Here is a 23692-nt window from a genome sequence, read left to right on the forward strand (position 1 = left end):
AGGCGAACCTCAGGTGAACGCGGGGCCGACACGGCTGTGGACTCGCCGGGCCATCCGGACCCAACTGCCACGTCGACCCATACGAACCCAACTGCCACACCGGGCCATGCGGACCCAACTGCCACGCCAGCCCCATCAGGCCCACCGGACCCCGTGCCTCGCCGACCTCACCCCGGACGCGGGTATCTTTCCGGTCGTCTTCTCGCCGGCCCTGCCGACCGTGATCGACTCGAATTTGTCGCCACACAGCTCGGTGACGTTCTCGGAGCCGTTCTTGTGGCTCATTTCACCGCCCACGTGATGATCGTCGACGGAATGCGGTGCCCGACGGTGAGCCCCCCGGCACGGTGAGCTCGATTCCGGACACCTGAACGGGCGCCAGCGGCCCCGAGCGCCGTACGACCGCCCGGAGGTCCACCGCACCGGGCACGTACTCCACGTACCCCATGAGGGCCCGCGGCAGCCCGTCGGGCGGACCCTCGGCAGACTCACCGCGCCGGTTCGAGGAACCCCAGCTCCACCAGCAGCCGGATCTGCCCGGGCGTACGGTCGCGGAGCAACACCGGGTCCTCGCCCATCAGTTGGGCGATCGCGTCCACAATGCGGCCCGCGCTCAGCGAACCGTCGCACACGCCCGCGAACCCCGCGCCGACCGTGTCCACCTGAGTGGCCCGGCGCATTCCGCGGTGCTGGCGCAGTACGACGTGCTCCGGGTCCTCGGCGCCGGGCATTCCGATCTGCTCCTGCACGACCTCGCCGACGAGCTTGAAGTGGTCCGCCAGCAGGGCCGCGTCGTCGCGGGCGCGCAGGTAGTCGAGCCGGTCGAAGTGCGCCCGCACCGTGTCGCCGAGCGGCTGCTCGACCGGATGCGGCCACTCCTCCACCGTGATCGAGGGCACGGCCGCCGACGCCTTCCGTAGCGTGATCCACCCGAAGCCCACGGCCTTCACCTTGCGCGCCTCGAACTCGTCCAGCCACGCGTCGTACCGCGCCTGGTACTCGGCCACGTCACCCCGGTGGTCACCGGCGTCCCTGAGCCACAGCTCGGCGTACTGCGTGATGTCCTGGACCTCGCGCTGCACGATCCAGGCGTCGCACCCGCGCGGCACCCATGACCGCAGCCGGTCCTGCCAGTCCTCCCCTTCCACGTGCTGCCAGTTGGCGAGGAACTGCGCGAACCCGCCCTCGTTCAGCCGCTCCCCTGCCCCCTGAACGATCGACCGGCACAGATCGTCCCCGCTCATCCCGCCGTCGCGATACGTCAGCCGCGCGCCCGGCGAGATCACGAAGGGCGGGTTCGACACGATCAGGTCGTACGTCTCGCCGTTCTTGAGCGGCTCGAACAGCGAGCCCTCCCGCAGGTCCGCGGCCGGGGCGCCGGACAGCGCGAGCGTCAGGGCGGTGATGTGCAGCGCGCGCGGGTTGAGATCGGTCGCCGTCACGCGCGTGGCGTGCTGTGCGGCGTGCAGCGCCTGGATGCCGGAGCCGGTGCCGAGGTCGAGGGCGGAGGCGACGGGCGTACGGACGGTGATGCCGGCGAGGGTCGTGGAGGCGCCGCCGACGCCCAGGACGACCGCTGTATCTGCCTGACGGCCGTTACTGCCGCTGCCGCCCGCTCCACCGACCGCGCACCCGAGGTCGGACACGATGAACCAGTCCTCGCCTGCGGGCCCGCCGTACGGCCGTACGTCCACGGTCGCCGCGAGGTCGTCTCCGGAGTCGCCACCGGCCCGGACCAGCCACCCGCTCTCCAGGCACGCGTCTACGGGCAGTACGTCCGCCACGCGCGCGTGCGGCACGGGTTGCTGCAACAGGAAGAGCCGTACGAGCGCCTCGAGCGGCGTGTCCCCCCGGGTCGCCCGGAGCGCGGGCACGGTCTCGCTCCGGGCGAGCGCCGTGTACGCGGGCGCGCCGAGCAGCTCTAGCAGCCCGTCGGCGGTGAAGGAGGCCCCGAGCAGGGCATCCCTCAGCCGGGCGGCGACATCGGGACGGTCGGAGGCGGGCAGGGCAGACAGGCTGGAGTCACTCACGCCCTCATTGTGACCCGCGCCGCCCCCTGAGGGTGGCTCAGCTGTCGGTGGCCGCGGCCGACGTGGACGCCGAAGCGGCCGCCTTGCAGCCCTCCTGCGACGTCAGCGCCTTCTTGGTGTCGCCCGACTCCAGCTTCTTCAGCGCCTTGATCGCGCTCTTGCGCTGCGTCTCCACCTGCTTCATCTCGGCCGACACGTCCTTCAGACCGGACGCGAACTTCGCCTGGTCCTTCGTGTTCAACCCGTCGACCTGCTTCTTCAGGTCGGCGTATGCCGCGGAGAGGGCGGTGAGCTTCTTGACGACGTCCCGCTGGACCGTCGCGCCGTCCTTGACCCCAGGAGGCGCCCCGGCGTTGCTGATGAGCGTCGCGCGCGCCTTGTAGCCGTCGGCCAGGTCCTGGAAGGCCTTGGAGTCGGCCTGCTGGAGCTCCTTGGGCGTGCTGGTGGTGTCCTTGGCCGCCTTGGTGATCTCGACGTAGGCCGCCGAGATCTTCGCGTTCTGGGCGGGCACGGCGTCGCAGACCTGCTTGGCCCAGGCGTCCAGCTCCGGGTTGCCCTCGTCGCTCGTGCATCCCGTCAGCGCCAGTACCAGTACCGCACCGCCGGACAGTGCGGCCGCGAGCTTCTTGTTCACCGGTTCGGTTCCTTCCGTGGCTCTCGGCCACCGGACCTTACACGTCGGGCGCTGGACGGCCATGCCCCCAATGGCCCATCTGCGGCTTTTAATGCGATTTACACCAAGTGAGAGAAGGGTCACGGCAAGGGCGTGAACAAGCACGACGCGGGCGGGCGGCACGTCAATGCGCGCCGCCCGCCCGCCTCTTGAGCTGGGCTGTCGTAAGACCGCCTACGAAACCACCGCGGGATCGACCGGTTTGGCCACCCTGTCGGCGTTGCCTTCGTCACCCATGGCGATGCCTCGCCGCTTGGAGACGTAGACCGCGCCGACGATCACGAGGAGCGACAGCACGGCGATCGTGACCCGTACGCCGACGTTCTTGTCCTCGCCGTAGCTGAACTGGATGACCGCGGGCGCGATGAGCAGCGACACCAGGTTCATCACCTTCAGCAGCGGGTTGATCGCGGGACCGGCGGTGTCCTTGAAGGGGTCACCGACCGTGTCGCCGATCACCGTGGCGGCGTGGGCCTCGCTGCCCTTGCCGCCGTGGTGGCCGTCCTCGACGAGCTTCTTGGCGTTGTCCCAGGCGCCGCCGGAGTTGGCGAGGAACACCGCCATCAGCGTGCCGGCGCCGATCGCGCCCGCCAGGAACGCGCCGAGGGCGCCGACGCCGAGCGTGAAGCCGATGAAGATCGGCGCCATCACGGCGAGCAGACCGGGCGTCGCGAGCTCCCGGAGCGCGTCCTTGGTGCAGATGTCGACGACCCTGCCGTACTCCGGCTTCTCGGTGTAGTCCATGATCCCGGGGTGCTCGCGGAACTGTCGCCGCACCTCGTACACCACGGAACCCGCCGACCGCGACACGGCGTTGATCGCGAGCCCCGAGAAGAGGAAGACGACCGCCGCGCCCGCGATGAGGCCGACGAGGTTGTTGGGCTGCGAGATGTCCATCATCAGGCTCATCGGCGCTCCTTCGCCGCTGAGTTTCTCGCCCACGTCCCGCGCGCCGGTGGTGATGGCGTCGCGGTACGACCCGAAGAGCGCCGCTGCCGCCAGGACGGCGGTGGCGATGGCGATGCCCTTGGTGATGGCCTTGGTGGTGTTGCCGACCGCGTCCAGGTTGGTGAGCACCTGGGCGCCCGCACCCGTGACGTCGCCGGACATCTCGGCGATGCCCTGCGCGTTGTCGGAGACCGGCCCGAAGGTGTCCATGGCGACGATCACGCCGACCGTGGTGAGCAGGCCGGTGCCGGCCAGCGCCACCGCGAACAGCGCCAGCATGATCGACGTACCGCCGAGCAGGAACGCCCCGTAGACGCCGAGGCCGATCAACAGGGCGGTGTAGACGGCCGATTCGAGACCGACCGAGATACCGGCGAGGACGACGGTGGCCGGGCCGGTCAGCGAGGTCTTGCCGATGTCCATGACCGGACGCCGGTTGGTCTCGGTGAAGTAGCCGGTCAGCTGCTGGATGACGGCGGCCAGCAGGATGCCGATCCCCACCGCGACGAGCGCGAGGATCCGCGGGTCGCCGTCCTTGCCCGCGATCGCGGCGTCGGTGACGCCGTCGAGGTCGGCGTACGACGACGGCAGGTAGATGAACACGGCAGCCGCGACCAGCACGATCGAGATCACCGCGGAGATGAAGAAGCCACGGTTGATCGCGGTCATGCCGCTGCGGTCGGAGCGGCGCGGGGCCACTGCGAAGATGCCGATCATGGCTGTGATCACGCCGATCGCGGGCACGATCAGCGGGAAGGCGAGCCCGGCGTCACCGAACGCCGCCGACCCGAGGATCAGTGCGGCGACCAGGGTCACGGCGTACGACTCGAACAGGTCGGCCGCCATGCCCGCGCAGTCGCCGACGTTGTCGCCCACGTTGTCGGCGATGGTCGCGGCATTGCGCGGGTCGTCCTCCGGAATGCCCTGTTCGACCTTGCCGACCAGGTCGGCGCCGACGTCGGCGGCCTTGGTGAAGATGCCGCCGCCGACACGCATGAACATCGCGATCAGCGCGGCACCGAGACCGAATCCTTCGAGCACCTTCGGCGCGTCGGCCGCGTACACGAGCACCACACAGGAGGCGCCCAGCAGACCGAGCCCCACCGTGAACATGCCGACGACGCCGCCCGTTCGGAAAGCGATCTTCATGGCTTTGTGCGAGACGGCGGTGAGATCCTTTTCCGGCTCTCCCGGCGCCGGGGTCGCTTCCCGTGCGGCTGCGGCGACGCGCACATTGCTGCGTACGGCGAGCCACATGCCGATATAGCCGGTGGCCGCCGAGAACGCGGCGCCGATCAAGAAGAACACCGATCGGCCGATGCGCTGATTCCAGTCGTCCGCGGGCAGCAGCATGAGCAGGAAGAACACGACGACGGCGAATACGCCGAGCGTGCGCAACTGCCGGGCCAGATAGGCGTTGGCTCCTTCCTGGACCGCTGCCGCGATCTTCTTCATGCCGTCGGTGCCCTCGCCCGCCGCGAGCACCTGGCGCACGAGAACGCCGGCGACCACGAGCGCTGCCAGTGCCACGACGCCGATGACCGTGATGATGATCCGGTTGTCGTCGGTCAGCACTGCCGCTGCGAGGGTTGTGGGATGGTCCAGCTGATGAGGGGTAGAAAGCCCCGCCATTCGTCCTCCTTGACGCTTGGGCTGAGCTCAAGATGTGGACGGATTCTAGGTACCGGAACCTGATCAAAACAGAGCGCGGTAAACGGAATTGGCCTTCACATGCCGTTCAGCAAATGATCGACGTCACGCCACTGAACCCGAAAGTGCTAATGCCTCAAAACCATTGACGTGAACATTGGCTCTTGATCGAATTATCGGGAGATTGATCGTGAATTCCTTCACGAATTCCCCGGTACCGACGGAGAAAACGCGAAAGGGCCCTGCTGAGCAGGGCCCTTTCGCGATGGGGTCGCCTTGGCGGGGGTCGTTCAGGTCGTTCAGGGAAGCACCACGGCCGGTGGTGTGGTCGGCCAGGTCATACGGATCAGCCCACCGTGCTCCCCTGCGGAGACCTCTACGTCGTCGACGAGGCCGCTGATGACCGCGAGGCCCATTTCGTCCTCTTCGGCCTCGATCTCGCCGTCGTCGCCCGCGGCGCCGGGTCCCCGCTCGCCGGGGACGGAGCGCGGCGCCTCGTCGCCGACCTCGATGGAGAACTGTTTCTCCTCCTCGATCAGCGCGACCTTCACCGGCGCCGTGATGCCGACGCTCTGGTGCAGTCCGACGGCACGGGTGCAGGCCTCGCCGACGGCGAGTCTGACCTCGTCCAGGACGGCCTCGTCCACTCCGGCCCTGCGCGCCACCGCTGCCGCCACGAGTCGGGCGGTCCTGACGTGCTCGGGCAGCGCGCTGAAGCGGAGTTCAACGGTGGCCATGCATCCCCCTCGGAACTACGGGCGTGCTGTCCGGAGGGCCGGGCTGCCGAACGCCCGGTCCCCGTTCTCTTGCAACTTCCGCCGCCCCGGGCACGCTCAGCGGCGTGCCCGGGTCCGGTGATCAGTCGGTCGCCGCAACCGCTTCCTCGACCGAGGTGTGGATCGGGAACACCTTGGTGAGGCCGGTGATGCGGAAGATCTTCAGAATGCGCTCCTGGTTGCAGACCAGGCGCAGTGAGCCCTCATGGGCACGCACCCGCTTCAGGCCGCCGACCAGCACGCCGAGCCCGGTGGAGTCGAGGAAGTCCACGCCCTCCATGTCGACGACGAGGTGGAAACTCCCGTCGTTCACCAGCTCGACCAGCTGCTCGCGCAGCTTGGGCGCGGTATATACGTCGATTTCGCCACCGACCTCGACGACCGTACGATCGCCGACGGTACGGGTCGACAGGGACAGGTCCACGGATCCTCCAGCACCTTGCTAATCGAGCGGTCGTCCCTCGGGACACCTCGGCTTACAGCCCCCAGGACGGTTCGCCAGCCGCGATGGCATTCAATCACTTACCGGCAGGCGTGCACGACGCCTTGGTCCCATTGTCCGTCACGCCAGTGACACACTCGGTGCCGATGGCCAAGAATCACCGATCCGATCGATCCCCGACGGGCCCCGTTTCCCGGGTGGACCCGGGCACGGTGCTGGGCCGACTCGCCTCGGGGCCGAGCCGGGCTTCGCGCATCACTCATACGGAGCATGTGCCCCCGCGCGAGGGCCGCCATGCCGTCTGGCCCGACCGGATCCGCGCGGAGGTCATCGCCGCAGTGCAGACCGCGGGAATCGAACATCCCTGGGCCCACCAGGCACGGGCCGCCGAGCACGCCCTGGACGGCGAATCCGTGGTCGTCGCGACGGGCACGGCGTCCGGCAAATCCCTGGCCTACCTCGTGCCGGTCCTCTCGACGCTCCTGGACGGCTCCGAGGCGCCGAACGGCCGCGGCGCCACCGCCCTCTACCTGGCGCCCACCAAGGCTCTTGCGGCGGATCAGTGCCGTTCAGTGAAGGAACTTTCACATCCGCTGGGCAATTCCGTACGCCCAGCTGTGTACGACGGCGATACTCCGTTCGAGGAACGCGAGTGGATCCGCCAGTACGCCAACTACGTGCTCACCAACCCGGACATGCTGCATCGCGGCATACTCCCGTCCCACCCCCGCTGGTCCTCCTTCCTGAAGGCGCTGAAGTACGTCGTCATCGACGAGTGCCACACCTACCGCGGCGTCTTCGGCTCCCACGTCGCCCAGGTCCTGCGCCGCCTGCGCCGCCTGTGCGCCCGCTACGGCGCCTCCCCCGTCTTCCTGCTGGCCTCCGCGACCGCCGCCGAGCCCGCCGTGGCCGCCGGCCGCCTCACGGGCCTGCCGGTGGTGGAGGTCGCCGACGACGCCTCCCCGCGCGGCGAACTGGTCTTCGCCCTGTGGGAGCCCCCGCTCACCGAACTCCAGGGTGAGAAGGGCGCCCCCGTCCGCCGTACGGCAACGGCCGAGACGGCGGACCTCCTGACGGATCTGGCCGTGCAGGGCGTGCGGTCGGTCGCCTTCGTACGCTCCCGGCGCGGCGCCGAGCTGATCTCGGTCATCGCCCAGGAACGACTCGCCGAGGTCGACCGCTCCCTCGCCCGGCGTGTCGCGGCCTACCGCGGCGGCTACCTCCCCGAGGAGCGCCGCGCCCTGGAACAGGCCCTCCACTCCGGCGAACTCCTCGGCCTGGCCGCCACCACCGCCCTGGAACTCGGCATCGACGTCTCCGGCCTGGACGCCGTACTGATCGCCGGCTACCCGGGCACGCGCGCGTCGCTGTGGCAGCAGGCAGGGCGGGCCGGGCGCTCCGGGCAGGGCGCGCTGGCCGTACTGGTCGCTCGCGACGACCCACTGGACACCTACCTCGTCCACCACCCCGAGGCCCTGTTCGACCGGCCGGTGGAGTCGACGGTCCTCGATCCCGACAACCCGTACGTCCTTGCTCCGCACCTGTGCGCGGCCGCCGCGGAAATCCCGCTGACGGACGAGGACTTGGCGCTTTTTGGCCCCGAGACCGAGGAACTGTTGCCGCAACTGGAGGCCGCGAAGCTGCTGCGCCGCCGCACGAAGGCCTGGCACTGGACGCGCCGGGAGCGGGCCGCCGACCTGACCGACATCCGCGGCGGGGGCGGCCGCCCGGTCCAGATCGTCGAGGCCGGGACGGGCCGCCTGCTCGGCACGGTCGACGCGGGCGCCGCGCACACCACCGTCCACGAAGGCGCGGTCCACCTCCATCAGGGCCGCACCTATCTCGTCCGCACCCTCGACCTGGAGGACTCGGTCGCCCTGGTCGAGGAGGCCGTCCCGCCGTATTCGACGGTCGCCCGCGACACCACGTCCATCTCCGTCCTGGAGACGGACATCGAGATCCCATGGGGCGACGGCCGCCTGTGCTACGGCTCCGTCGAGGTCACCAACCAGGTGGTCTCCTTCCTGCGCCGCCGACTGATCACCGGCGAAGTACTGGGCGAGACGAAACTCGACCTCCCTCCTCGTACGCTGCGCACACGCGCGGTGTGGTGGACGGTCACCGAGGACCAGCTGGACGAGGCCCGGATCAACCCCGAGATCCTCGGCGGCGCCCTGCACGCCGCCGAACACGCCTCGATCGGCCTGCTGCCCCTCTTCGCGACCTGCGACCGCTGGGACATCGGCGGCGTCTCGATCCCGCTGCACCCCGACACACTCCTCCCGACGGTCTTCGTCTACGACGGCCACCCCGGCGGCGCGGGCTTCGCCGAGCGCGCCTTCCACACCGCCCGCGCCTGGCTCACCGCCACGCGCCAGGCCATCGCCTCCTGCGAGTGCGACGCCGGCTGCCCGTCCTGCATCCAGTCCCCCAAGTGCGGCAACGGGAACGATCCGCTGCACAAGAGGGGCGCGGTGCGGTTGCTGACGGTGCTGTTGCGGGGAGCGCCGGAGGAGGCGGAGGTCGCCGTGAGCGAGGAAGGGGAGCTGGCCACGGCCCGGGAAGGGAAGCCTGCCACGGCTGGGGAGGGGGAGCCTGTCCCGGCGAGGGGCGGGGGGCCTGGCACAGCTGGGGACGGCGCCCTGTCGCGGGACGAGGGTCCCTGACCTGACTGGACGGTTCGTGTGCCCCGGCGGGGTACGACGGGGTGCCCTGGCCGAGGGGGGCATGCGGGGCCGGTCGAGATCGTGCTCGTCGCGAAAGCTGCCTGGCGGGTACGGACGGGGCCGGCCCTGGCCGGGGAGGGGAAAGCGTCCCGGCTGGGGAGGGGAGGCTGCCCTGGCCGAGGAAGGGGAAGCTGATCCCGCGGGGCACGGAGAGCTTGCCGCGGCCGGGAAGGGGGGAGCGTGCCTGGCTGGCGACGGAACGCTTGCCGTCGGCGGGGACGGGGCGGCTTTCCCTGGCCGAGAAGGGGAAGCTGTCGATGACCCGCACCCGCGCCTCGCCGAGGGTGCCCTCAGCGACGGCGGGCCAGGACGGACGACGCTGTCCCGGCCAGGGACGGTGAAGAGGAGCCGGATGTCGGCCGCACAACCGGTCAAGGAGCCGGCGTCGGCCGGTCCGTCCCCGCAGGGCCGCCGCGCGGAGGCTCCGTCGGAAGGGTCGCCCTCTCCGGTCCCGCAGGGCCCGCCCGCGCCCTGATCTCCGCCGCGAACGGCCCCCGGCCCGACGCCGCCGTCACGTCCGAGACCTCGCCCACCATCACGCACCGCACGAGCCGCGCGCCCTGCGCCCTGGCCACCCGTGCCGCACGGGAGCAGGCCGCCGTACCGCCCTCCGCCCAGTGGTCCGCCGCCGCGAGCGCCGCGAGATCCGCACCGCCGGCCGCACGATGCCGGGTCACGACGGCTTGGCCCAGGGCGAGTACGACGCCGAAGACGACGCAGAGCACGGCGATGGCGCCGACGCTCCAGACCGTGGCGGAACCGCGGTCGGAGCGCAGACCGACGGCACGTCCCCGGACCGCACGCTTCGGCCTACGGCCGCTACACCGGCCCCTGACGGAGCTACAGCCCCAGTCGGCGACAGAGGCGCGGAGAGAAGGACGACCGCCCGCCGTCTCACGCCCACGCCCAGCTCGTCGCCCTGCGACAAACCCGAGCCCTGCTACGAAACCCCCTCTCATGTCCCCACCCCCACCATTTCCTCCGCCGACGCCACGGCTTCCTCCCGTACCTCGAAGGGGAGCCCGCGCAGCACCGGCGGCTTGGCCACGACGACCACGCGGACCTCGTCACCCTCCCGCCCGACTGTGACCGTCGCGCCGCGCGGTGCCGCCTCACGGGTCACCTCGACGACGGCGTCGACCGGATCCTGCCGGGCAGCCGCGCGGGCGCCTGTCCGGGCCGCGTCCACGCACTGGATCTGCGCGGCCACCACGAGCAGCCCCCACACCAGCGCCATCGCGAACATCACCAGCACGGGCAGCACGACAGCCGACTCCGCCGTCACGAACCCCCGGTCCGATCCCCGACCAGGCCCCCGGCCGACACTCCTGTCCGACCCGGGCTCAATGTCCCGCTCACATTCGCGCATCGAGCGCCTGCTTCACGATGGCCTGCAACTCCGCGCTGACCTGCCCGCTCGTCACGACCTTGTAGAGCACCACGGCGAAGGCCACCGCGGCCACGATCCCCATCGCGTACTCGGAGGTGACCATCCCCGCGTCCCTCCGCGTCGCCCGCATCCTGCACACCAGGGCGCGCATCCGTGCCCGTACCGCCTTGTACATCTCAACCCCCGTAATACTCAGTCCTGTTGAAACCAGCTGTTGAACGTCTGCTGCCGAAGTCCGAACCCGTTGGCCCGAACTCGCTAGTCCGAACCCGTTGGTCCGAACTCGTTGGCCCGAACCCGTTGGTCCGATCTCGTTACCGACCGGCGGCCGTCGCCGCCCTCACCCCGTCATCCGCCGCCCCCTCCCAGCACCCCGCCCGCCAGCCCGATCACCACCGGCGCCACGCCCATCGCGATGAACGCGGGCAGGAAGCACAGCCCCACCGGCGCGGTGACCATGACGGCGGCCCGCCTGGCCCGTTCCGTCGCAGAGCGGGCCCAGTCGGCGCGGGCATCCGCGGCGAGCCGCGCGACCGGTCCGGCGGCCGGAAGTCCCGACACATCGGCCCTTTCGAGCAACCGCGCCAGCGCGCCGGCCCCCGGCATCGACGCCAGCCGCTGCCATGCATCGCCCGGTTCACCGCCGAGCCGCACCTCCGCCGCCCCTCGCGCCAACCCGTCCCCGACGGGGCCGCCCAGGGCCTCGCCCACGGCCTGCGCCGCGATCACCGGACCCGCTCCCGCCGCGATACAGGCCGCCAACAGATCGGCGGCGAGCGGCAACTGGCGAGCCACCTCACCCGCGTCGGGCTCCTCCTCGGCGCCAGCGGCTCCCTGCCGACGCCGCCACATCCACAGCCCGCCCGCGACGATCAGCCCCACCGCCAGCCCGGCGACGCCACCGACCAGCGCCCAACCGGCGCCCACGACCGCCACCATGGGCAGCCCTTGCCGCATGCCCTGCCGAACGTCGAACCGTGGGGGTATCGACGTCGCGTCGGCGGTCGTCATCAACTCGGCCAGGCGTCGCCGCACCCTCCGCTCATGCCGTGCCGCCAGGGGCCACCGCAACAGCCACCCGACGACCAACGCCGCCCCCACGGCTGCCCCCAGCCTGTGGACAACCTCCGCACTCACGCCGCCACCTCCCTCTCACGCTCCAGACCCGCCCAAGTCCTCACGCCGCCATCTCCTTCGCACACCCCGGTCCGCCCCGAGTCCTCACGCCGCCCCTCTCTTCGCACTCCCTCACCGCCCGAGTCCTCACGCCGCCTCCGCTCCCCGCACGATCCGCATCGCCCACCACATCCCCAGCCCCTCCAGCGCCCCGCCGACCACCACGCACCCGAGCCCGGCCCCGGTATGCAGCAGCACATGCAGCGGGTCGGCCCCCATCGCGGCACCCAGCAGCAACCCCAGGACCGGCAACCCGGCGAGCATCACCACCGTGGATCGAGCTCCCGCCAACTGGGCGCGCAGGTCGGCGCGTTGATCCCGCTCGGCCCGCAACGCCCCTTCCAAGCGGTCGAGTCCGGCCGCGAGCCCCGCGCCCTGGTCCACGGCCACCCTCCAGCACGCCGCCAGGCCTGACAGGCCCTCGGCACCCGGCTGCCGTGCCGCGGAGGTGAGCGCGCCCGGCACATCCCCACCGAACCGCGCCGCCGCCAGTACCGCGGCCTGCGCTTCCCCGAGCCCGCCGGAGTCCCGCGCCACCCGCAGCAGCGCCTCACCCGGCTGTCGCCCGGCCCGCACCTCCCCGGCAAGCGCCCCGCACAGCGCGATCACCGCGTCCCCGCAACGCTCCCGCGTCCGGCGCACCTCCCGGGCCAGCCGCACCCTCCGCAGCAACGGCACCCCGGCCGCCCCCGCGACGACCGGCAGCAACGACGCCCCCAGCACACCCAGCACCAGCCCGACTGCCGGCGCCCACCATTCGGCCCGCAGCCGTCCCCGCAGCCGCCGCACCTCCCCGGCGATCTGCGGCCAGTCAGGCGGCCCGGCTCCCACCACCCCACCGCCCGCAAGCAGCAACTGCGCCCGCCGCGTCCCGGAGCCCCGCCCGCCCAGCAACCAGGCCGCCGCCCCGAGACACGCCACTGCCGCGCCCAACGACATCTCGCCCATTCAGACCACCCAACCCCTCACATCACCGCACCAGCCACGACGCCGAACCCCTCACGACGGCGAACCCCTCACGTCACCGCACCAGCCACGTCACCGACTCCCCCACGTCACCGCCCCCCATCGCGACCACCGGCTCCCTCACGTCATCGCCCCCATCACCCCCCGGAAGCCCCCTCACGATCACCACGCCCCATCCCCGGCCCCGCACCCTCACCTTCACGGCACACACCCCTCATCGCTCGCCCCTCGAAGCAGCCCCCGCAGCCGCTCCCACCCCCGCTCGTACGCGAAGGCCTCCGCGCCCCAGCGCAGCGCCGGCACCGTCCGCACCAGCCCCGACGGGTCCCGCTCCAGCACATGCACCTCCGAGATCCGCCGCCGCCCGGTGTGGTCTCGTGCGAGATGGAGAACGACCGACAGCGCGGCCGCCAACTGGCTGTGCAGCGCGGCCCGGTCGAGTCCGGCCGCCGTGCCGAGCGCCTCCAGCCGGGCCGGCACATCGGCCGCCGCGTTCGCATGGACGGTCCCGCAGCCTCCTTCGTGACCGGTGTTCAAGGCGGCCAGCAGATGGACCACTTCGGGTCCGCGCACCTCGCCCACGACCAGCCGGTCCGGCCGCATCCGCAACGCCTGCCGCACCAGGTCCTCGAGGGTGACGAGGCCGGCACCCTCCTGGTTGGCGGGTCGGCTCTCCAGCCGTACGACATGCGGATGGTTCGGCCTGAGCTCCGCCGAGTCCTCCGCGAGCACGATCCGCTCACCCGGCCCGGCCAGCCCGAGCAACGCGCTCAGCAACGTCGTCTTGCCACTGCCGGTCCCGCCGCTGATGAGGAAGGACAGCCGCGCGTCGACCAGCGCCCGCAGCACCCGGTCCCCGCCCGGCGGCACCGTGCCCGCCGCGACCAGCTCGTCGAGCGTGAACGCCCGCGGCCGTACCACCCGCAGCGACAGACAGGCACAGCCGACGGCGACCGGTGGCAGCACCGCGTGCAGCCGGGTCCCGTCCGGCAGCCGGGCGTCCACCCAGGGCCGCGCGTCGTCGAGGCGCCGCCCGGCCACCGCGGCGAGGCGCTGCGCAAGGCGTCGTACGGCTGCCGCGTCCGGGAAGGACACGGAGGTCAGCTCCAAGCCGCCGCCCCGGTCCACCCAGACCCGGTCCGGCGCCGACACCAGCACATCCGTCACCGACGGATCGGCGAGCAGTGGCTCCAGCGGGCCGCTCCCGACCAGCTCGGACCGCAACTGCTCTGCTGCACCTAGGACTTCGGCATCCCCCAGCACCCTGCCCTGCTCCCGCAGAGCCTGCGCCACGCGCGCGGGTGTGGGCTCGGCCCCGCTCTCGGCCAGCCACTGTCGGACCCCGTCGAGCAGCCCTGTCGGCATGCCCGCCGCGGCCGCAGCCCCGTCCGACGCCCACCGCCCAGCCGACGGCCCAGCCCGGTCGACCGCCTCCCACCGCCCAGTGGCCGTATTCGCCGCGACCTCCGCCGCCCGCGACACCACTGCGGCGCTGGTCGAGCCGTCCGACACCCCTGCGACACCGACGCTCACCGAACCGTCCGGCCCCCGCCGCACGACAGCATCACTCGCCGAACCGTCCAACGCCCATCGCGGGGCCCTACGCACCCGCCCGGCCGCCGTCCCGCTCAGCCCCCACCGCTCGGGGGGCTCCCGCACCGAACCACCCGCGCCACCGCTCACCCGGTCGAGCCCAAAAGCCGTGCCGACGCCGTCACCCATACGGCTGCCCACGCCGTCACTCACGCCGCGATTCACACCGTCACTCATGCCGCCCTCGCTTCAAGCAGCGCGCGCTCCCAGAACTCCCGGCAGAACCGCGCCAGCGGCCCCCTCCCCACCGTCCCCGGCGCAGCCTTGGTCTCGTGCGGCCGCAGCAGTCCCGCCTCGACCGGCACCTCGCCCACCAGCGGCAGCTCCAGCAGCCGGGCCACCTCACGGTCGTCGAGGCCGGGCGCGTACGGCCCGCGTACGGCCACCCGTAGATCCCGCAGGACCATCCGGACCGCGGAGGCCACCTGCCGAGCGGCGGTGAGGGCGCGCAGTTCGGCGGGGACCACGAGGATCCCCACGTCGAGCTGGGCGAGGGCCTCCGCGACGCCGTCGTCGATACGGCGGGGCAGGTCGACGACGACGGCGCCTCCCCGGCGCCGAGCCGCGGCGAGTACCGCTCGCATCGCCTGCGGCGGGACGGCGAGGCAGTCGCCGCGATCCCAGCTCAGTACCCGCAGGGAGTGCAGCTTGGGCAAGGACTCCTCCAGGGCGCCGCTGCCGAGCCGACCGCGCGAGCCGGCGAAGGAGGGCCAGCGCAGGCCCTCGGCGGCCTCGCCACCGAGGAGGACGTCGAGTCCGCCGCCCAGCGGATCGGCGTCCACGAGCAGCGTGCGCAGCCCTTCACGCGCGGCGGTGACGGCGAGGGCACACGCGAGCGTGGACGCTCCGGCCCCGCCACGGCCGCCGATGACCCCGACGGTGAGGGCGGGCCGGCCGACGCCCTCGGCGACGTCGGCGATGCGGTCGACCAGCCACTGTTCGCCGTCGGGCAGCATCAGGACGTGATCGGCGCCGATCTCGACGGCCCGGCGCCAGACGCCCGAGTCGTCCTGGTCCCGGCCGACCAGCACCACTCCGCGTCTGCGTCCGGCGCCACGCACGCGGCGTGCGGCGTCGTCGCCGACCAGGACGAGTGGCGCGGCCTCCCAGCTGCCTCGGGGCTCGGGCACCCCGTGGTGGACCTCTGGTGTGGCGCCGGCTGCCGCGCACAGGCGCAGCAGGTCGTCGAGCAGGTCGGCGTCCTCCGTGACGATCAACGGTTTGCCCGGCCGCCCGGAGGCGGCGGACGGCGGATCGTGTGTGACGGCTGCGGTCACGGTTTCCATCCCCCTTCGCTGCATCACTCGCGCAGCCCTGCGGCCCCGCGATTCCCAAACGTGTGAAGAACCGGCGACCGGCCTCCATATGAACGGCCGATACGAACCGGCCAAACGCGCCCGACTAACCAGAACCGGCCATGAAGTCGGCCCGAGCGGGACGCGCTGGAATCACGGTGCAGCGATCCCGGAAATCGTGTGGATCTTGGTCGATAACTGTGGACAACTCGGCGGTTGTGAATATGGCCGTCACCCATACCGGTGACCCCCGCACCAACCTCTGTGCGACTTCCGCAGAGCAGCACGACAGCTACACACAGTCACGGATCATGAACATGTCGAAGAGGCGGCCGCAGCCGCCTCGGCTCGGCCTCGCGGCCGCGTTCAGAAGAGGAAAACCCACCCGGACATGCGACGACCCCCGCCGGGGGGGAGAGCGGGGGTCGTCTCCACGGCCGACTCGGGGGGGGAGGAGTCGGACCGGGTTAGCACGGTCGCGAACGATCCGTGACTTCCATGGTGTACCCGAGAGCCCTCTCAGGCAAACCCACGCGCCCACCTTACGCCGAATGGGCTGCCCCTATGCTCAGGGATGTGGAAAACCACTCCTTGCCCCGCACAGCGGCCTTCTTTGACCTGGACAAGACGGTCATTGCGAAGTCGAGCACGCTCACGTTCAGCAAGTCCTTCTACCAAGGCGGCCTGATCAACCGCAGGGCCGCCTTGCGGACCGGATATGCCCAGTTCGTCTTCCGCCTGGGCGGTATGGACCATGACCAGATGGAGCGCACGCGCGAGTACCTCTCCGCGCTCGTGCGCGGCTGGAACGTCCAGCAGGTCAAGGAGATCGTGGCCGAGACGCTGCACGACCTGATCGACCCGATCATCTACGACGAGGCCGCCTCCCTCATCGAGGAGCACCACACCGCCGGCCGCGACGTCGTGATCGTTTCCACGTCGGGTGCCGAGGTGGTCGAGCCGATCGGCGAGTTGCTCGGCGCCGACCGGGTGGTGGCCACGCGCATGGTCGTGGGCGACGACGGCTGCTTCACCGGGGAGGTGGAGTACTACGCCTACGGCCCGACGAAGGCCGAGGCGATCAAGGAACTGGCCGAGTCCGAGGGCTACGACCTCTCCCGCTGCTACGCCTACAGCGATTCAGCCACCGACCTGCCGATGCTTCAGTCGGTAGGCAACCCGCACGCCGTGAACCCCGACCGCACACTGCGCCGCGAGGCACTCGCGCGCGGGTGGCCGATTCTCGACTTCCACCGCCCCGTCCGACTGAAACAGCGGATTCCCTCCTTCTCCGTGCCGCCGCGACCCGCTCTTGTCGCGGCGGCGGCCATAGGAGCCGCCGCGGCCACCGCAGGGCTCGTCTGGTACGCGAGTCGACGCCGCACCGTTCTCACCTGAGCTGCGCCTTCCGGTTTCCGTGCGCCCAGTTCAACGTACCGATGCCCGTTTGACACAGTTTTGAGAGTAAAAGTAAAGAACTGCAGCCAGGCCTTCCGCTTGGTTGGGTCCTGGAGTACAAAGGACTCAACGGCCCGCGAGACCAAGGACATCCGCGAGGATCACCTTTAATACGCATTTGGCCCCACGGACCGAGCATGAACATCGAGCACCCACGCGACGTCGACCCGTCGATTACGGGCCAGCCGCACCAGGTGACGGGCAATGTTCCCGACCTGATGGGCAATATATCGAGGACGCTTGGTAACCCGGTGAACATGCCAGCGGCGGTACGAATCCTCGTACCGCCGCAACTTGTATGAGCCTTGTATGAGCCCCCGCGCGGGGCCTTTTTCATGCCCTACGTCGCCCCACGTCGCCCTACGCCGCCCCGCGCTGCAGCGCCTCGCACACCGCCGTCGACTCGCGTGCGCCGAGTTCGATCGCCTTGCCACAGTGGGCGATCCAGGCGGCCATGCCCTCGGGGGTGCCGGAGACGTAGCCGTCGAGCGCCGCCAGATAGGCCGCGCGGCCCAGTTCGCCGTGACCGACCTCCGCCGGGCAGACGGACTTCGGGTCGAGGCCGCTGCCGACCAGGACGATGCGCTCGGCCGCGCGCGCGACGAGACCGTTGCGGGACGTGAAGGGGCGCAGCGCGAGGATTTCGCCGTGCACCACGGCGGCCGTCACCAGGGCGGGCGCCGACCCGCCGGCGATGATCAGCTCGGAGAGTCCCTCCAGGCGGCCGTGCACCTCCGCCGCGCTCGGCAGCGGCAGCTCGACCAGGGGCTCGTCGACCGGCTCGCCCTCCTGGCGCGGTCGCCCGACCGTGTCGTCCTTGCTCGCCGCCGCCACCAGGTGCAGCCGGGCCAGCACCCGAAGCGGTGACTGCCGCCAGATGGACAGCAGTTGGCCCGCCTCGGCAGTCAGCCGCAGGGCCGCCCCCATGACGCGTGCCTCGTCGTCACCGCTGAAGTCGGTGCGCCTACGCACCTCTTCGAGCGCCCAGTCGGCACCCGACAGCGCCGCGGAGCCGCGAGCGCCGCGCAGGGCCGCCTCGGAGGTGATCTCGTTGCTGCGACGCCGCATGACCCGGTGCCCGTAGACCCGGTCCACCGCCTTGCGCACGGACTCCACGGACTCGGGCACACCGGGCAGTGAACCGAGGGCCGCGAGCGGATCGCCGGTCGCACCTGTCGTACTCATGAGTACGACATTACGCACCCCGGACCCGCACCCCACGATCGAGTGGCCTTCTTCACGCACGCCTGCCACATACAGCTACCGCCCGACTACCCTTCGTGAACATGAAAATTGCTTTCGTCGGGAAGGGCGGCAGCGGCAAGACCACCCTGTCCTCCCTGTTCGTCCGCCACCTTGCCGCCACCGGCGCGCCGGTCGTCGCCGTCGACGCCGACATCAACCAGCACCTGGGAGCCGCGCTCGGCCTCGACGAGGGGGAGGCCGCCGCGCTGCCCGCCATGGGCGAGCGGCTGCCGCTGATCAAGGACTACCTGCGCGGCTCCAATCCGCGGATCGCCTCCGCCCAGACGATGATCAAGACGACGCCGCCCGGCGAGGGCTCGCGGCTGCTGCGGGTGTGCGAGAACAACCCGGTGTACGACGCCTGCGCCCGCCCGGTGGAACTCGACGGCGGCGCCGTCCGTTTGATGGTCACCGGCCCCTTCACGGACTCGGACCTGGGGGTCGCCTGCTACCACTCCAAGACGGGGGCGGTGGAGCTGTTCCTGAACCACCTGGTGGACGGCCCCGACGAGTACGTCGTGGTCGACATGACGGCGGGCTCGGACTCCTTCGCCTCCGGCATGTTCACCCGCTTCGACATCACGTTCCTCGTCGCCGAGCCGACCCGGAAGGGGGTCTCCGTCTATCGCCAGTACAAGGAGTACGCCCGCGACTTCGGAGTCGTCCTGAAGGTCGTCGGCAACAAGGTGCAAGGCCAGGACGACCTCGACTTCCTCCGCGCCGAGGTCGGGGACGACCTGCTGGTGACCGTCGGGCACTCGGACTGGGTGCGCGCCATGGAGAAGGGCCGCCCGCCCCGGTTCGAACTCCTGGAGGACTCGGGCCACCTCGCCCTGCGCCGGCTGCGTACGGCCGTGGACGAGACGTACGAGCTACGGGACTGGGAGCGCTACACGCACCAGATGGTGCACTTCCATCTGAAGAACGCCCAGTCCTGGGGAAACGAGCGCACCGGGGCCGACCTGACGGCACAGATCGACCCCGGGTTCGTGCTCGGAGAGGTATGCCGCGAGGTACACGGCGAGAGCGTCACCGGCCTGCGTGAGGGCAACTCGCCGCTGACTCCTACTGCTTGACCGCCGGCGCGCCGGGCGCCCCCTTCGGGGCCGGGGCCGGGCGCCCTGAGAGGAAGGACGCCCAGCCCTGCTTCGGGGCCTCACCGACCCCCAGCGTGCGCAGCTTCTTCAGGGCCGCCGGGTCCTGGGCGTCCAGCCAGTCGGCGAGCTGCCGGAAGGAGACGCAGCGCACGTCGGGCTTGTTGCAGACGGCCTCGACGACATCCTCGACGGCACGCATGTAGGTGCCGCCGTTCCAGGACTCGAAGTGGTTGCCGATGATCAGGGGCGCCCGGTTGCCGTCGTAGGCCCGGCGGAAGCCCATGAGCAGGCCGTCTCGCATCTGGTCACCCCAGAAGTGGTGCTTGGCGGGGTCGCCCTGGCTCGAGGTGCCCGACTGGTTGACCATGAAGTTGTAGTCCATGGTGAGCTGCTCGTAGGAGTGCCCGGGGAACGGCACGAGCTGCATCGACAGGTCCCACAGGCCCCCCTTCTTGGTGGGCCAGAGCTGGTTGTTGACGCCGCTCGAGTCATAGCGGAAGCCCATCTCGCGGGCGGCCCTGACGAAGTTCCTCCGGCCTTCCAGACAGGGCGTGCGGGCGCCGATGAGCTCCTTGTCGTAGTCGAAGGGCAGGGGAGCCGCGTTCGCCAGGCCGGTGTTGGTCTTCCAGGACTTCACGAACCTTTTCGCCTGGGTGATCTCGTCCTTCCATTCGTCCACCGACCATTCGCCGACTCCGCCGCCGCTGCCGCAGAAGTGGCCGTTGAAGTGGGTGCCGATCTCGTTGCCCTCCAGCCACGCCAGCCGCAGCTGCTTCGCGGTGTCGGCGATGCCCTCCACGTCGTTGAAGCCGATGTCCGAGCGGCCCGGTGAGTGCTGCGGCGGGCGATACAGGTCACGCTTGTGGTCCGGCAGCATGTACACGCCGCTGAGGAAGTACGTCATCGTCGCGTTGTTCGCCTTGGCGACCGCGCGGAAGTGGGAGAACAGCTTCTGGCCGTCCTCGCCGGCGCCGTCCCAGGAGAACACCACGAACTGCGGGGGCGTCTGACCCGGTCTCAGGCGTTCGGGTCTGGGCAGGTGCGGTTGCGCTCCGGTGTACGCGGTGGACCCGTCGCCGATCAGGCGGACCGCGCTCTGGGGCGCGGGCGCCGCCGGCTGCGGCTTCTGCGGTCCGGGCACCCCCCGCCGGATCGGGTCGGCGCCGTTCGCGCATCCGGCGAGCGATACGGCGCAGACCGCGGCGATCGCGGTACCCGCGGCGATCCGGTGCGTCACGACGATCCTGCGCGTCGCGGAAATCCCGCGGGGAGCGGCGAACCTGCGGGTGGCGGCCATGTTCCGTCCACCTTCTTCCTTCTCTCGGGTGCCGACGGCGCCGCCAAGGTCGCATGGGACGGAGAAGGAATTAGTACGACAAGCCGACTAATTGGCCACTTCACTCTTCAGGGGGATTTATTAGTCCATTTGCTCGGAAAATCTATTCCGGTCCTTTACTCTGCATTACGATCCGTTTACTTACTGTTGATGCATCCCGCCGCTGCATGCCGTGACCACACGGCCGCGACCCGACCCCCCGCCCAGGAGCGGGGGACCACCAGATCCGCGACCGCGCTGCCCCGGAGGAGACGGGAAACATGTCTGCCTGCGTCCCCACTCGCGCCGACGACCCACGTCGAGAGAAGCGCATCCACGAGCCCCACAGCCCACCCCCGACCCGGCCCCGCCGCTTCCGCATCGCGGGCGCCGATCTGTCGGCCTCGATCGCGGTCTTCCTGATCGCCCTCCCCCTGTCCCTGGGCATCGCCCTGGCCACCGGCGCACCCCTCCAGGCCGGCCTCGTCGCCGCCGCCGTCGGAGGCATCGTCGCCGGATGGCTCGGCGGCTCGCCCCTCCAGGTCAGCGGCCCCGCCGCCGGACTCACCGTCGTCACCGCCGACCTGATCCACCGCTACGGCTGGCGGACGACCTGCGCCATCACCGTCCTGGCCGGCCTCGCCCAACTGGGCCTGGGCTGCCTGCGCGTGGCCCGCGGCGCCCTCGCCGTCAGCCCCGCCATCGTGCACGGCATGCTCGCCGGCATCGGCGTCACCATCGCCGTGGCGCAGCTGCACATCGTCCTGGGCAGCACCCCACAGAGCTCCGTCCTCGACAACCTCCGGGCGCTGCCCGCCCAGTTGGCGAACGTGCACCCGGCCGCCGTGTCGATGAGCGCGCTGACGCTGGCCCTGCTGCTGCTCTGGCCGCGGATCCCCGGCCGCGTCGGACGCCTCCTGCACAAGGTCCCCGCCGCACTCGTCGCCGTCACGGGGGCCACCGCCACCGCCTCGCTCGCCGGGCTCACCCTGCCCAAGGTCGACCTGCCGTCCTGGAGCAGCCATGCCCTGGCCGGGCTCCCCGAGGGCCCGGTGCTCGGGCTCGTCGCGGCCGTGCTCACCATCACGCTGGTGTGCAGCGTGCAGTCGCTGCTCGGCGCGGTCGCGGTGGACAAGCTGGTCGCCTCCCGCCTCGATCTGGTCGCCGCCGGCGCCGGCCGGCCCGCTCGCGTCAGCCGCTCCAATCTGGACTGCGAACTGCTCGGACAGGGTGCCGCCAACGTCGTCTCCGGCACGCTCGGCGGACTGCCCGTCGCCGGTGTGGCGGTGCGAAGTTCGGCGAATGTGCAAGCCGGTGCCGTGAGCCGGAACTCCACGATGCTGCACGGCGTTTTCGTAGTAGTCGCCGCGCTGCTGATGGTCCCGATCCTGGAGCTCATCCCGCTCGCCTCACTGGCCGCCCTGGTGATGGCCGTCGGCATCCAGATGGTGTCCCTGCACCACATCCGCACGGTGACCCGCCACCGAGAGGTGCTGGTGTACGCCGTCACCACCCTCGGCGTGGTGTTCTTCGGCGTCCTGGAGGGCGTTGCGCTGGGGATCGCCATGGCCGTCGCCGTCGCCCTGCACCGCCTCACCCGCACCCGGATCACGCATGACGAGAAGGAAGGAGTCCATCACGTACACGTACGAGGGCAGTTGACGTTCCTCGCGGTGCCACGGCTCAGCCGGGCCCTGCATCTCGTGCCCCAAGGCGCCCACGCCGTCGTGGAGTTGGACGGGTCGTTCATGGACCACGCGGCGTACGAGTCACTGCAGGACTGGCAGAACACGCACACCGCGCACGGCGGCTCCGTCGAGCTCATCGGCCGCAGGGCCGGGGTCCGGATCGGCGAGCCGACGGGACCGGCCGGCCTCCATCTCGACGCCGGGAGGAACGCGGCCGAGTCGACCGACTGCCGGTGCCACCCCTGGACGCCCTGGCGCAACCACCAGTGCGAGATCCCGGAGTCCCTCACACTCCAGGACGGACGCCCCGGGGAGGCGCAGGCGACCGGGACCGGCGACGGCGAGACCGACAGGGGCGGCGACGCTCCCTGCGACACCGATGCCTCCAGCACCACGGGCGACCTCGACACGGTCGGCGAGTCCAGCAGTGCCGACAGGCCCACGGGGTCCGGCCGCCCCGGCGGTAGCAGAGCCGACGGGTCCGGCGGAGCCGAGGGGAGTCGACCGAGCTCGCATCAACTGGCCCGCGGCATCAGCGCGTTCCAGCGCAACACCGCGCCGCTGATGCGGAGCGAGCTGGCGCGGCTGGCGCGTGAGGGGCAGCAGCCCTCCCAGCTGTTCCTGACCTGCGCGGACTCGCGGGTGGTGACGTCGATGATCACCTCCAGTGGTCCGGGCGACCTGTTCGTGGTGCGCAACGTCGGCAATCTCGTCCCGCTGCCCGGCCAGGAGAGTGGGGACGACTCGGTGGCGGCGGCGATCGAGTACGCGGTGGACGTGCTGCAGGTGCGGTCCATCACCGTGTGCGGGCACTCCGGGTGCGGGGCCATGCAGGCGCTGCTCAACTCCGAGGCCGGCGGTCCGCAGACCCCGCTGCGGCGGTGGCTGCGGCACGGGCTGCCGAGCCTGGAGCGGATGTCCGACGAGAGCCGCCCCTGGGCCAGACTCGCCGGGCGGGCGCCGGCCGACGCGGTCGAGCAGCTCTGCCTGACCAACGTGGTCCAGCAGTTGGAGCACCTGCGGGCCCACGAGTCCGTGGCCCAGGCCCTGCGGGCAGGGGCACTGGAGCTGCACGGGATGTACTTCCACGTGGGCGAGGCGCAGGCGTATCTGCTCGCCGAAGGGAACGAGGACGAGGTGTTCGACGACGTGGGAGTGGCCGATCTGTCGGCGTGATGCGGAGAGGTGCGCGCGGCCCCGTTCGGCGCGGGGCCGCGTTTCACA

The 23692-nt window shown here is 71.1% G+C and carries 20 protein-coding genes; 5 read left to right on the plus strand and 15 right to left on the minus strand.

The genetic code is table 11. The features are described from left to right. Positions 1 to 135: 135 nt before the first annotated feature. The 6 genes from EHO50_RS44145 to bldG form a co-directional block, all read right to left on the minus strand. On the minus strand, positions 136 to 285 hold the full coding sequence (locus tag EHO50_RS44145; protein ID WP_164904949.1) for a hypothetical protein: 150 nt from the start codon (positions 283 to 285) through the stop codon (positions 136 to 138). 203 nt (positions 286 to 488) lie between these two features. Beyond that, positions 489 to 2030, minus strand: a complete 1542-nt coding sequence (locus EHO50_RS26190) for a DUF7059 domain-containing protein (RefSeq protein WP_128433664.1) — start codon at positions 2028 to 2030, stop codon at positions 489 to 491. A gap of 37 nt (positions 2031 to 2067) precedes the next feature. Next, on the minus strand, positions 2068 to 2664 hold the full coding sequence (locus tag EHO50_RS26195) for a small secreted protein (protein WP_246101448.1): 597 nt from the start codon (positions 2662 to 2664) through the stop codon (positions 2068 to 2070). A gap of 213 nt (positions 2665 to 2877) precedes the next feature. Beyond that, positions 2878 to 5283, minus strand: coding sequence for a sodium-translocating pyrophosphatase (locus EHO50_RS26200; RefSeq protein WP_128433666.1), 2406 nt, complete (start codon positions 5281 to 5283; stop codon positions 2878 to 2880). Positions 5284 to 5600: 317 nt separating this feature from the next. Beyond that, on the minus strand, positions 5601 to 6038 hold the full coding sequence (locus tag EHO50_RS26205) for an ATP-binding protein (protein ID WP_128433667.1): 438 nt from the start codon (positions 6036 to 6038) through the stop codon (positions 5601 to 5603). A gap of 121 nt (positions 6039 to 6159) precedes the next feature. Continuing rightward, a complete protein-coding gene (gene bldG, locus EHO50_RS26210; protein ID WP_003975386.1) occupies positions 6160 to 6501 on the minus strand; it encodes an anti-sigma factor antagonist BldG in 342 nt (113 codons plus the stop codon). An 83-nt stretch (positions 6502 to 6584) separates the two neighbouring features. Here bldG and EHO50_RS26215 point away from each other — a divergent pair, with 83 nt between their 5' ends. Further along, positions 6585 to 9185: a DEAD/DEAH box helicase gene (locus EHO50_RS26215; protein ID WP_246101450.1), complete on the plus strand. Its 2601-nt coding sequence runs from the start codon at positions 6585 to 6587 to the stop codon at positions 9183 to 9185. Positions 9186 to 9616: 431 nt separating this feature from the next. Here EHO50_RS26215 and EHO50_RS26220 read toward each other — a convergent pair whose 3' ends face one another. The 7 genes from EHO50_RS26220 to ssd all read right to left on the minus strand — a co-directional run bounded on the left by EHO50_RS26220 (position 9617) and on the right by ssd (position 15656). After that, the gene (locus EHO50_RS26220) at positions 9617 to 10021 is read right to left on the minus strand and encodes an Rv3654c family TadE-like protein (RefSeq protein WP_246101496.1); all 405 of its coding nucleotides are present in this window, start codon (positions 10019 to 10021) and stop codon (positions 9617 to 9619) included. Positions 10022 to 10200: 179 nt separating this feature from the next. Next, entirely contained in the window at positions 10201 to 10614 is a 414-nt protein-coding gene (locus EHO50_RS26225) for a TadE family type IV pilus minor pilin (protein ID WP_246101452.1), read from the minus strand. Then, positions 10601 to 10810 carry a DUF4244 domain-containing protein gene (locus tag EHO50_RS26230; RefSeq protein ID WP_128433669.1) on the minus strand — a complete coding sequence of 70 codons (210 nt, stop codon included), beginning with the start codon at positions 10808 to 10810 and terminating at the stop codon, positions 10601 to 10603. The genes EHO50_RS26225 and EHO50_RS26230 overlap by 14 nt, the downstream gene beginning before the upstream one ends. Before the next feature lie 173 nt (positions 10811 to 10983). Next, entirely contained in the window at positions 10984 to 11772 is a 789-nt protein-coding gene (locus tag EHO50_RS26235; protein WP_128433670.1) for a type II secretion system F family protein, read from the minus strand. A gap of 126 nt (positions 11773 to 11898) precedes the next feature. Next, on the minus strand, positions 11899 to 12759 hold the full coding sequence (locus EHO50_RS26240) for a type II secretion system F family protein (protein ID WP_128433671.1): 861 nt from the start codon (positions 12757 to 12759) through the stop codon (positions 11899 to 11901). Positions 12760 to 12975: 216 nt separating this feature from the next. After that, positions 12976 to 14142, minus strand: a complete 1167-nt coding sequence (locus EHO50_RS26245) for a TadA family conjugal transfer-associated ATPase (protein WP_128434022.1) — start codon at positions 14140 to 14142, stop codon at positions 12976 to 12978. Between the two features lie 401 nt (positions 14143 to 14543). Beyond that, on the minus strand, positions 14544 to 15656 hold the full coding sequence (gene ssd, locus EHO50_RS26250; RefSeq protein ID WP_128433672.1) for a septum site-determining protein Ssd: 1113 nt from the start codon (positions 15654 to 15656) through the stop codon (positions 14544 to 14546). A gap of 573 nt (positions 15657 to 16229) precedes the next feature. On the opposite strand from ssd, the gene EHO50_RS26255 reads away from it, so the two are divergent. Continuing rightward, positions 16230 to 17063 (plus strand): HAD family hydrolase, encoded by an 834-nt coding sequence (locus EHO50_RS26255; RefSeq protein WP_128433673.1) that lies wholly within the window; start codon positions 16230 to 16232, stop codon positions 17061 to 17063. Positions 17064 to 17260: 197 nt separating this feature from the next. After that, the gene (locus EHO50_RS44150) at positions 17261 to 17425 is read left to right on the plus strand and encodes a hypothetical protein (protein WP_164904950.1); all 165 of its coding nucleotides are present in this window, start codon (positions 17261 to 17263) and stop codon (positions 17423 to 17425) included. Positions 17426 to 17483: 58 nt separating this feature from the next. Here the strand turns inward: EHO50_RS44150 and EHO50_RS26260 are convergent, their stop codons facing one another. Further along, positions 17484 to 18308, minus strand: a complete 825-nt coding sequence (locus EHO50_RS26260; RefSeq protein WP_128433674.1) for a Fic family protein — start codon at positions 18306 to 18308, stop codon at positions 17484 to 17486. Positions 18309 to 18409: 101 nt separating this feature from the next. Here EHO50_RS26260 and EHO50_RS26265 point away from each other — a divergent pair, with 101 nt between their 5' ends. Next, complete coding sequence (locus EHO50_RS26265; protein ID WP_246101454.1) at positions 18410 to 19444, plus strand: ATP-binding protein; 1035 nt, start codon at positions 18410 to 18412, stop codon at positions 19442 to 19444. Here EHO50_RS26265 and EHO50_RS26270 read toward each other — a convergent pair. Continuing rightward, the gene (locus EHO50_RS26270) at positions 19434 to 20762 is read right to left on the minus strand and encodes a polysaccharide deacetylase family protein (protein WP_425472263.1); all 1329 of its coding nucleotides are present in this window, start codon (positions 20760 to 20762) and stop codon (positions 19434 to 19436) included. The genes EHO50_RS26265 and EHO50_RS26270 overlap by 11 nt on opposite strands. A 299-nt stretch (positions 20763 to 21061) precedes the next feature. Here EHO50_RS26270 and EHO50_RS26275 point away from each other — a divergent pair, with 299 nt between their 5' ends. Next, complete coding sequence (locus EHO50_RS26275; RefSeq protein ID WP_128433676.1) at positions 21062 to 23644, plus strand: bifunctional SulP family inorganic anion transporter/carbonic anhydrase; 2583 nt, start codon at positions 21062 to 21064, stop codon at positions 23642 to 23644. Positions 23645 to 23692 lie beyond the last annotated feature (48 nt).

The sequence above is a fragment of the Streptomyces cyaneus genome (genome assembly GCF_004028635.1).
In the GTDB taxonomy this organism is placed as follows: Bacteria; Actinomycetota; Actinomycetes; order Streptomycetales; family Streptomycetaceae; genus Streptomyces; species Streptomyces cyaneus.

Excerpts from the sequence above, each read along its gene's own strand:
- EHO50_RS26205 (WP_128433667.1), bottom strand. The coding sequence starts at position 6,038 with ATGGCCACCGTTGAACTCCGCTTCAGCGCGCTGCCCGAGCACGTCAGG.
- EHO50_RS26255 (WP_128433673.1), top strand. The coding sequence starts at position 16,230 with ATGCTCAGGGATGTGGAAAACCACTCCTTGCCCCGCACAGCGGCCTTC.
- EHO50_RS26230 (WP_128433669.1), bottom strand. The coding sequence starts at position 10,810 with ATGTACAAGGCGGTACGGGCACGGATGCGCGCCCTGGTGTGCAGGATG.
- EHO50_RS44150 (WP_164904950.1), top strand. The coding sequence starts at position 17,261 with ATGAACATCGAGCACCCACGCGACGTCGACCCGTCGATTACGGGCCAG.
- EHO50_RS26275 (WP_128433676.1), top strand. The coding sequence starts at position 21,062 with ATGTCTGCCTGCGTCCCCACTCGCGCCGACGACCCACGTCGAGAGAAG.
- ssd (WP_128433672.1), bottom strand. The coding sequence starts at position 15,656 with ATGGAAACCGTGACCGCAGCCGTCACACACGATCCGCCGTCCGCCGCC.
- EHO50_RS26240 (WP_128433671.1), bottom strand. The coding sequence starts at position 12,759 with ATGGGCGAGATGTCGTTGGGCGCGGCAGTGGCGTGTCTCGGGGCGGCG.
- EHO50_RS26245 (WP_128434022.1), bottom strand. The coding sequence starts at position 14,142 with ATGCCGACAGGGCTGCTCGACGGGGTCCGACAGTGGCTGGCCGAGAGC.
- EHO50_RS44145 (WP_164904949.1), bottom strand. The coding sequence starts at position 285 with ATGAGCCACAAGAACGGCTCCGAGAACGTCACCGAGCTGTGTGGCGAC.
- EHO50_RS26265 (WP_246101454.1), top strand. The coding sequence starts at position 18,410 with ATGAAAATTGCTTTCGTCGGGAAGGGCGGCAGCGGCAAGACCACCCTG.
- EHO50_RS26270 (WP_425472263.1), bottom strand. The coding sequence starts at position 20,762 with ATGGCCGCCACCCGCAGGTTCGCCGCTCCCCGCGGGATTTCCGCGACG.
- EHO50_RS26225 (WP_246101452.1), bottom strand. The coding sequence starts at position 10,614 with ATGCGCGAATGTGAGCGGGACATTGAGCCCGGGTCGGACAGGAGTGTC.
- EHO50_RS26215 (WP_246101450.1), top strand. The coding sequence starts at position 6,585 with ATGGCATTCAATCACTTACCGGCAGGCGTGCACGACGCCTTGGTCCCA.
- EHO50_RS26260 (WP_128433674.1), bottom strand. The coding sequence starts at position 18,308 with ATGAGTACGACAGGTGCGACCGGCGATCCGCTCGCGGCCCTCGGTTCA.
- EHO50_RS26200 (WP_128433666.1), bottom strand. The coding sequence starts at position 5,283 with ATGGCGGGGCTTTCTACCCCTCATCAGCTGGACCATCCCACAACCCTC.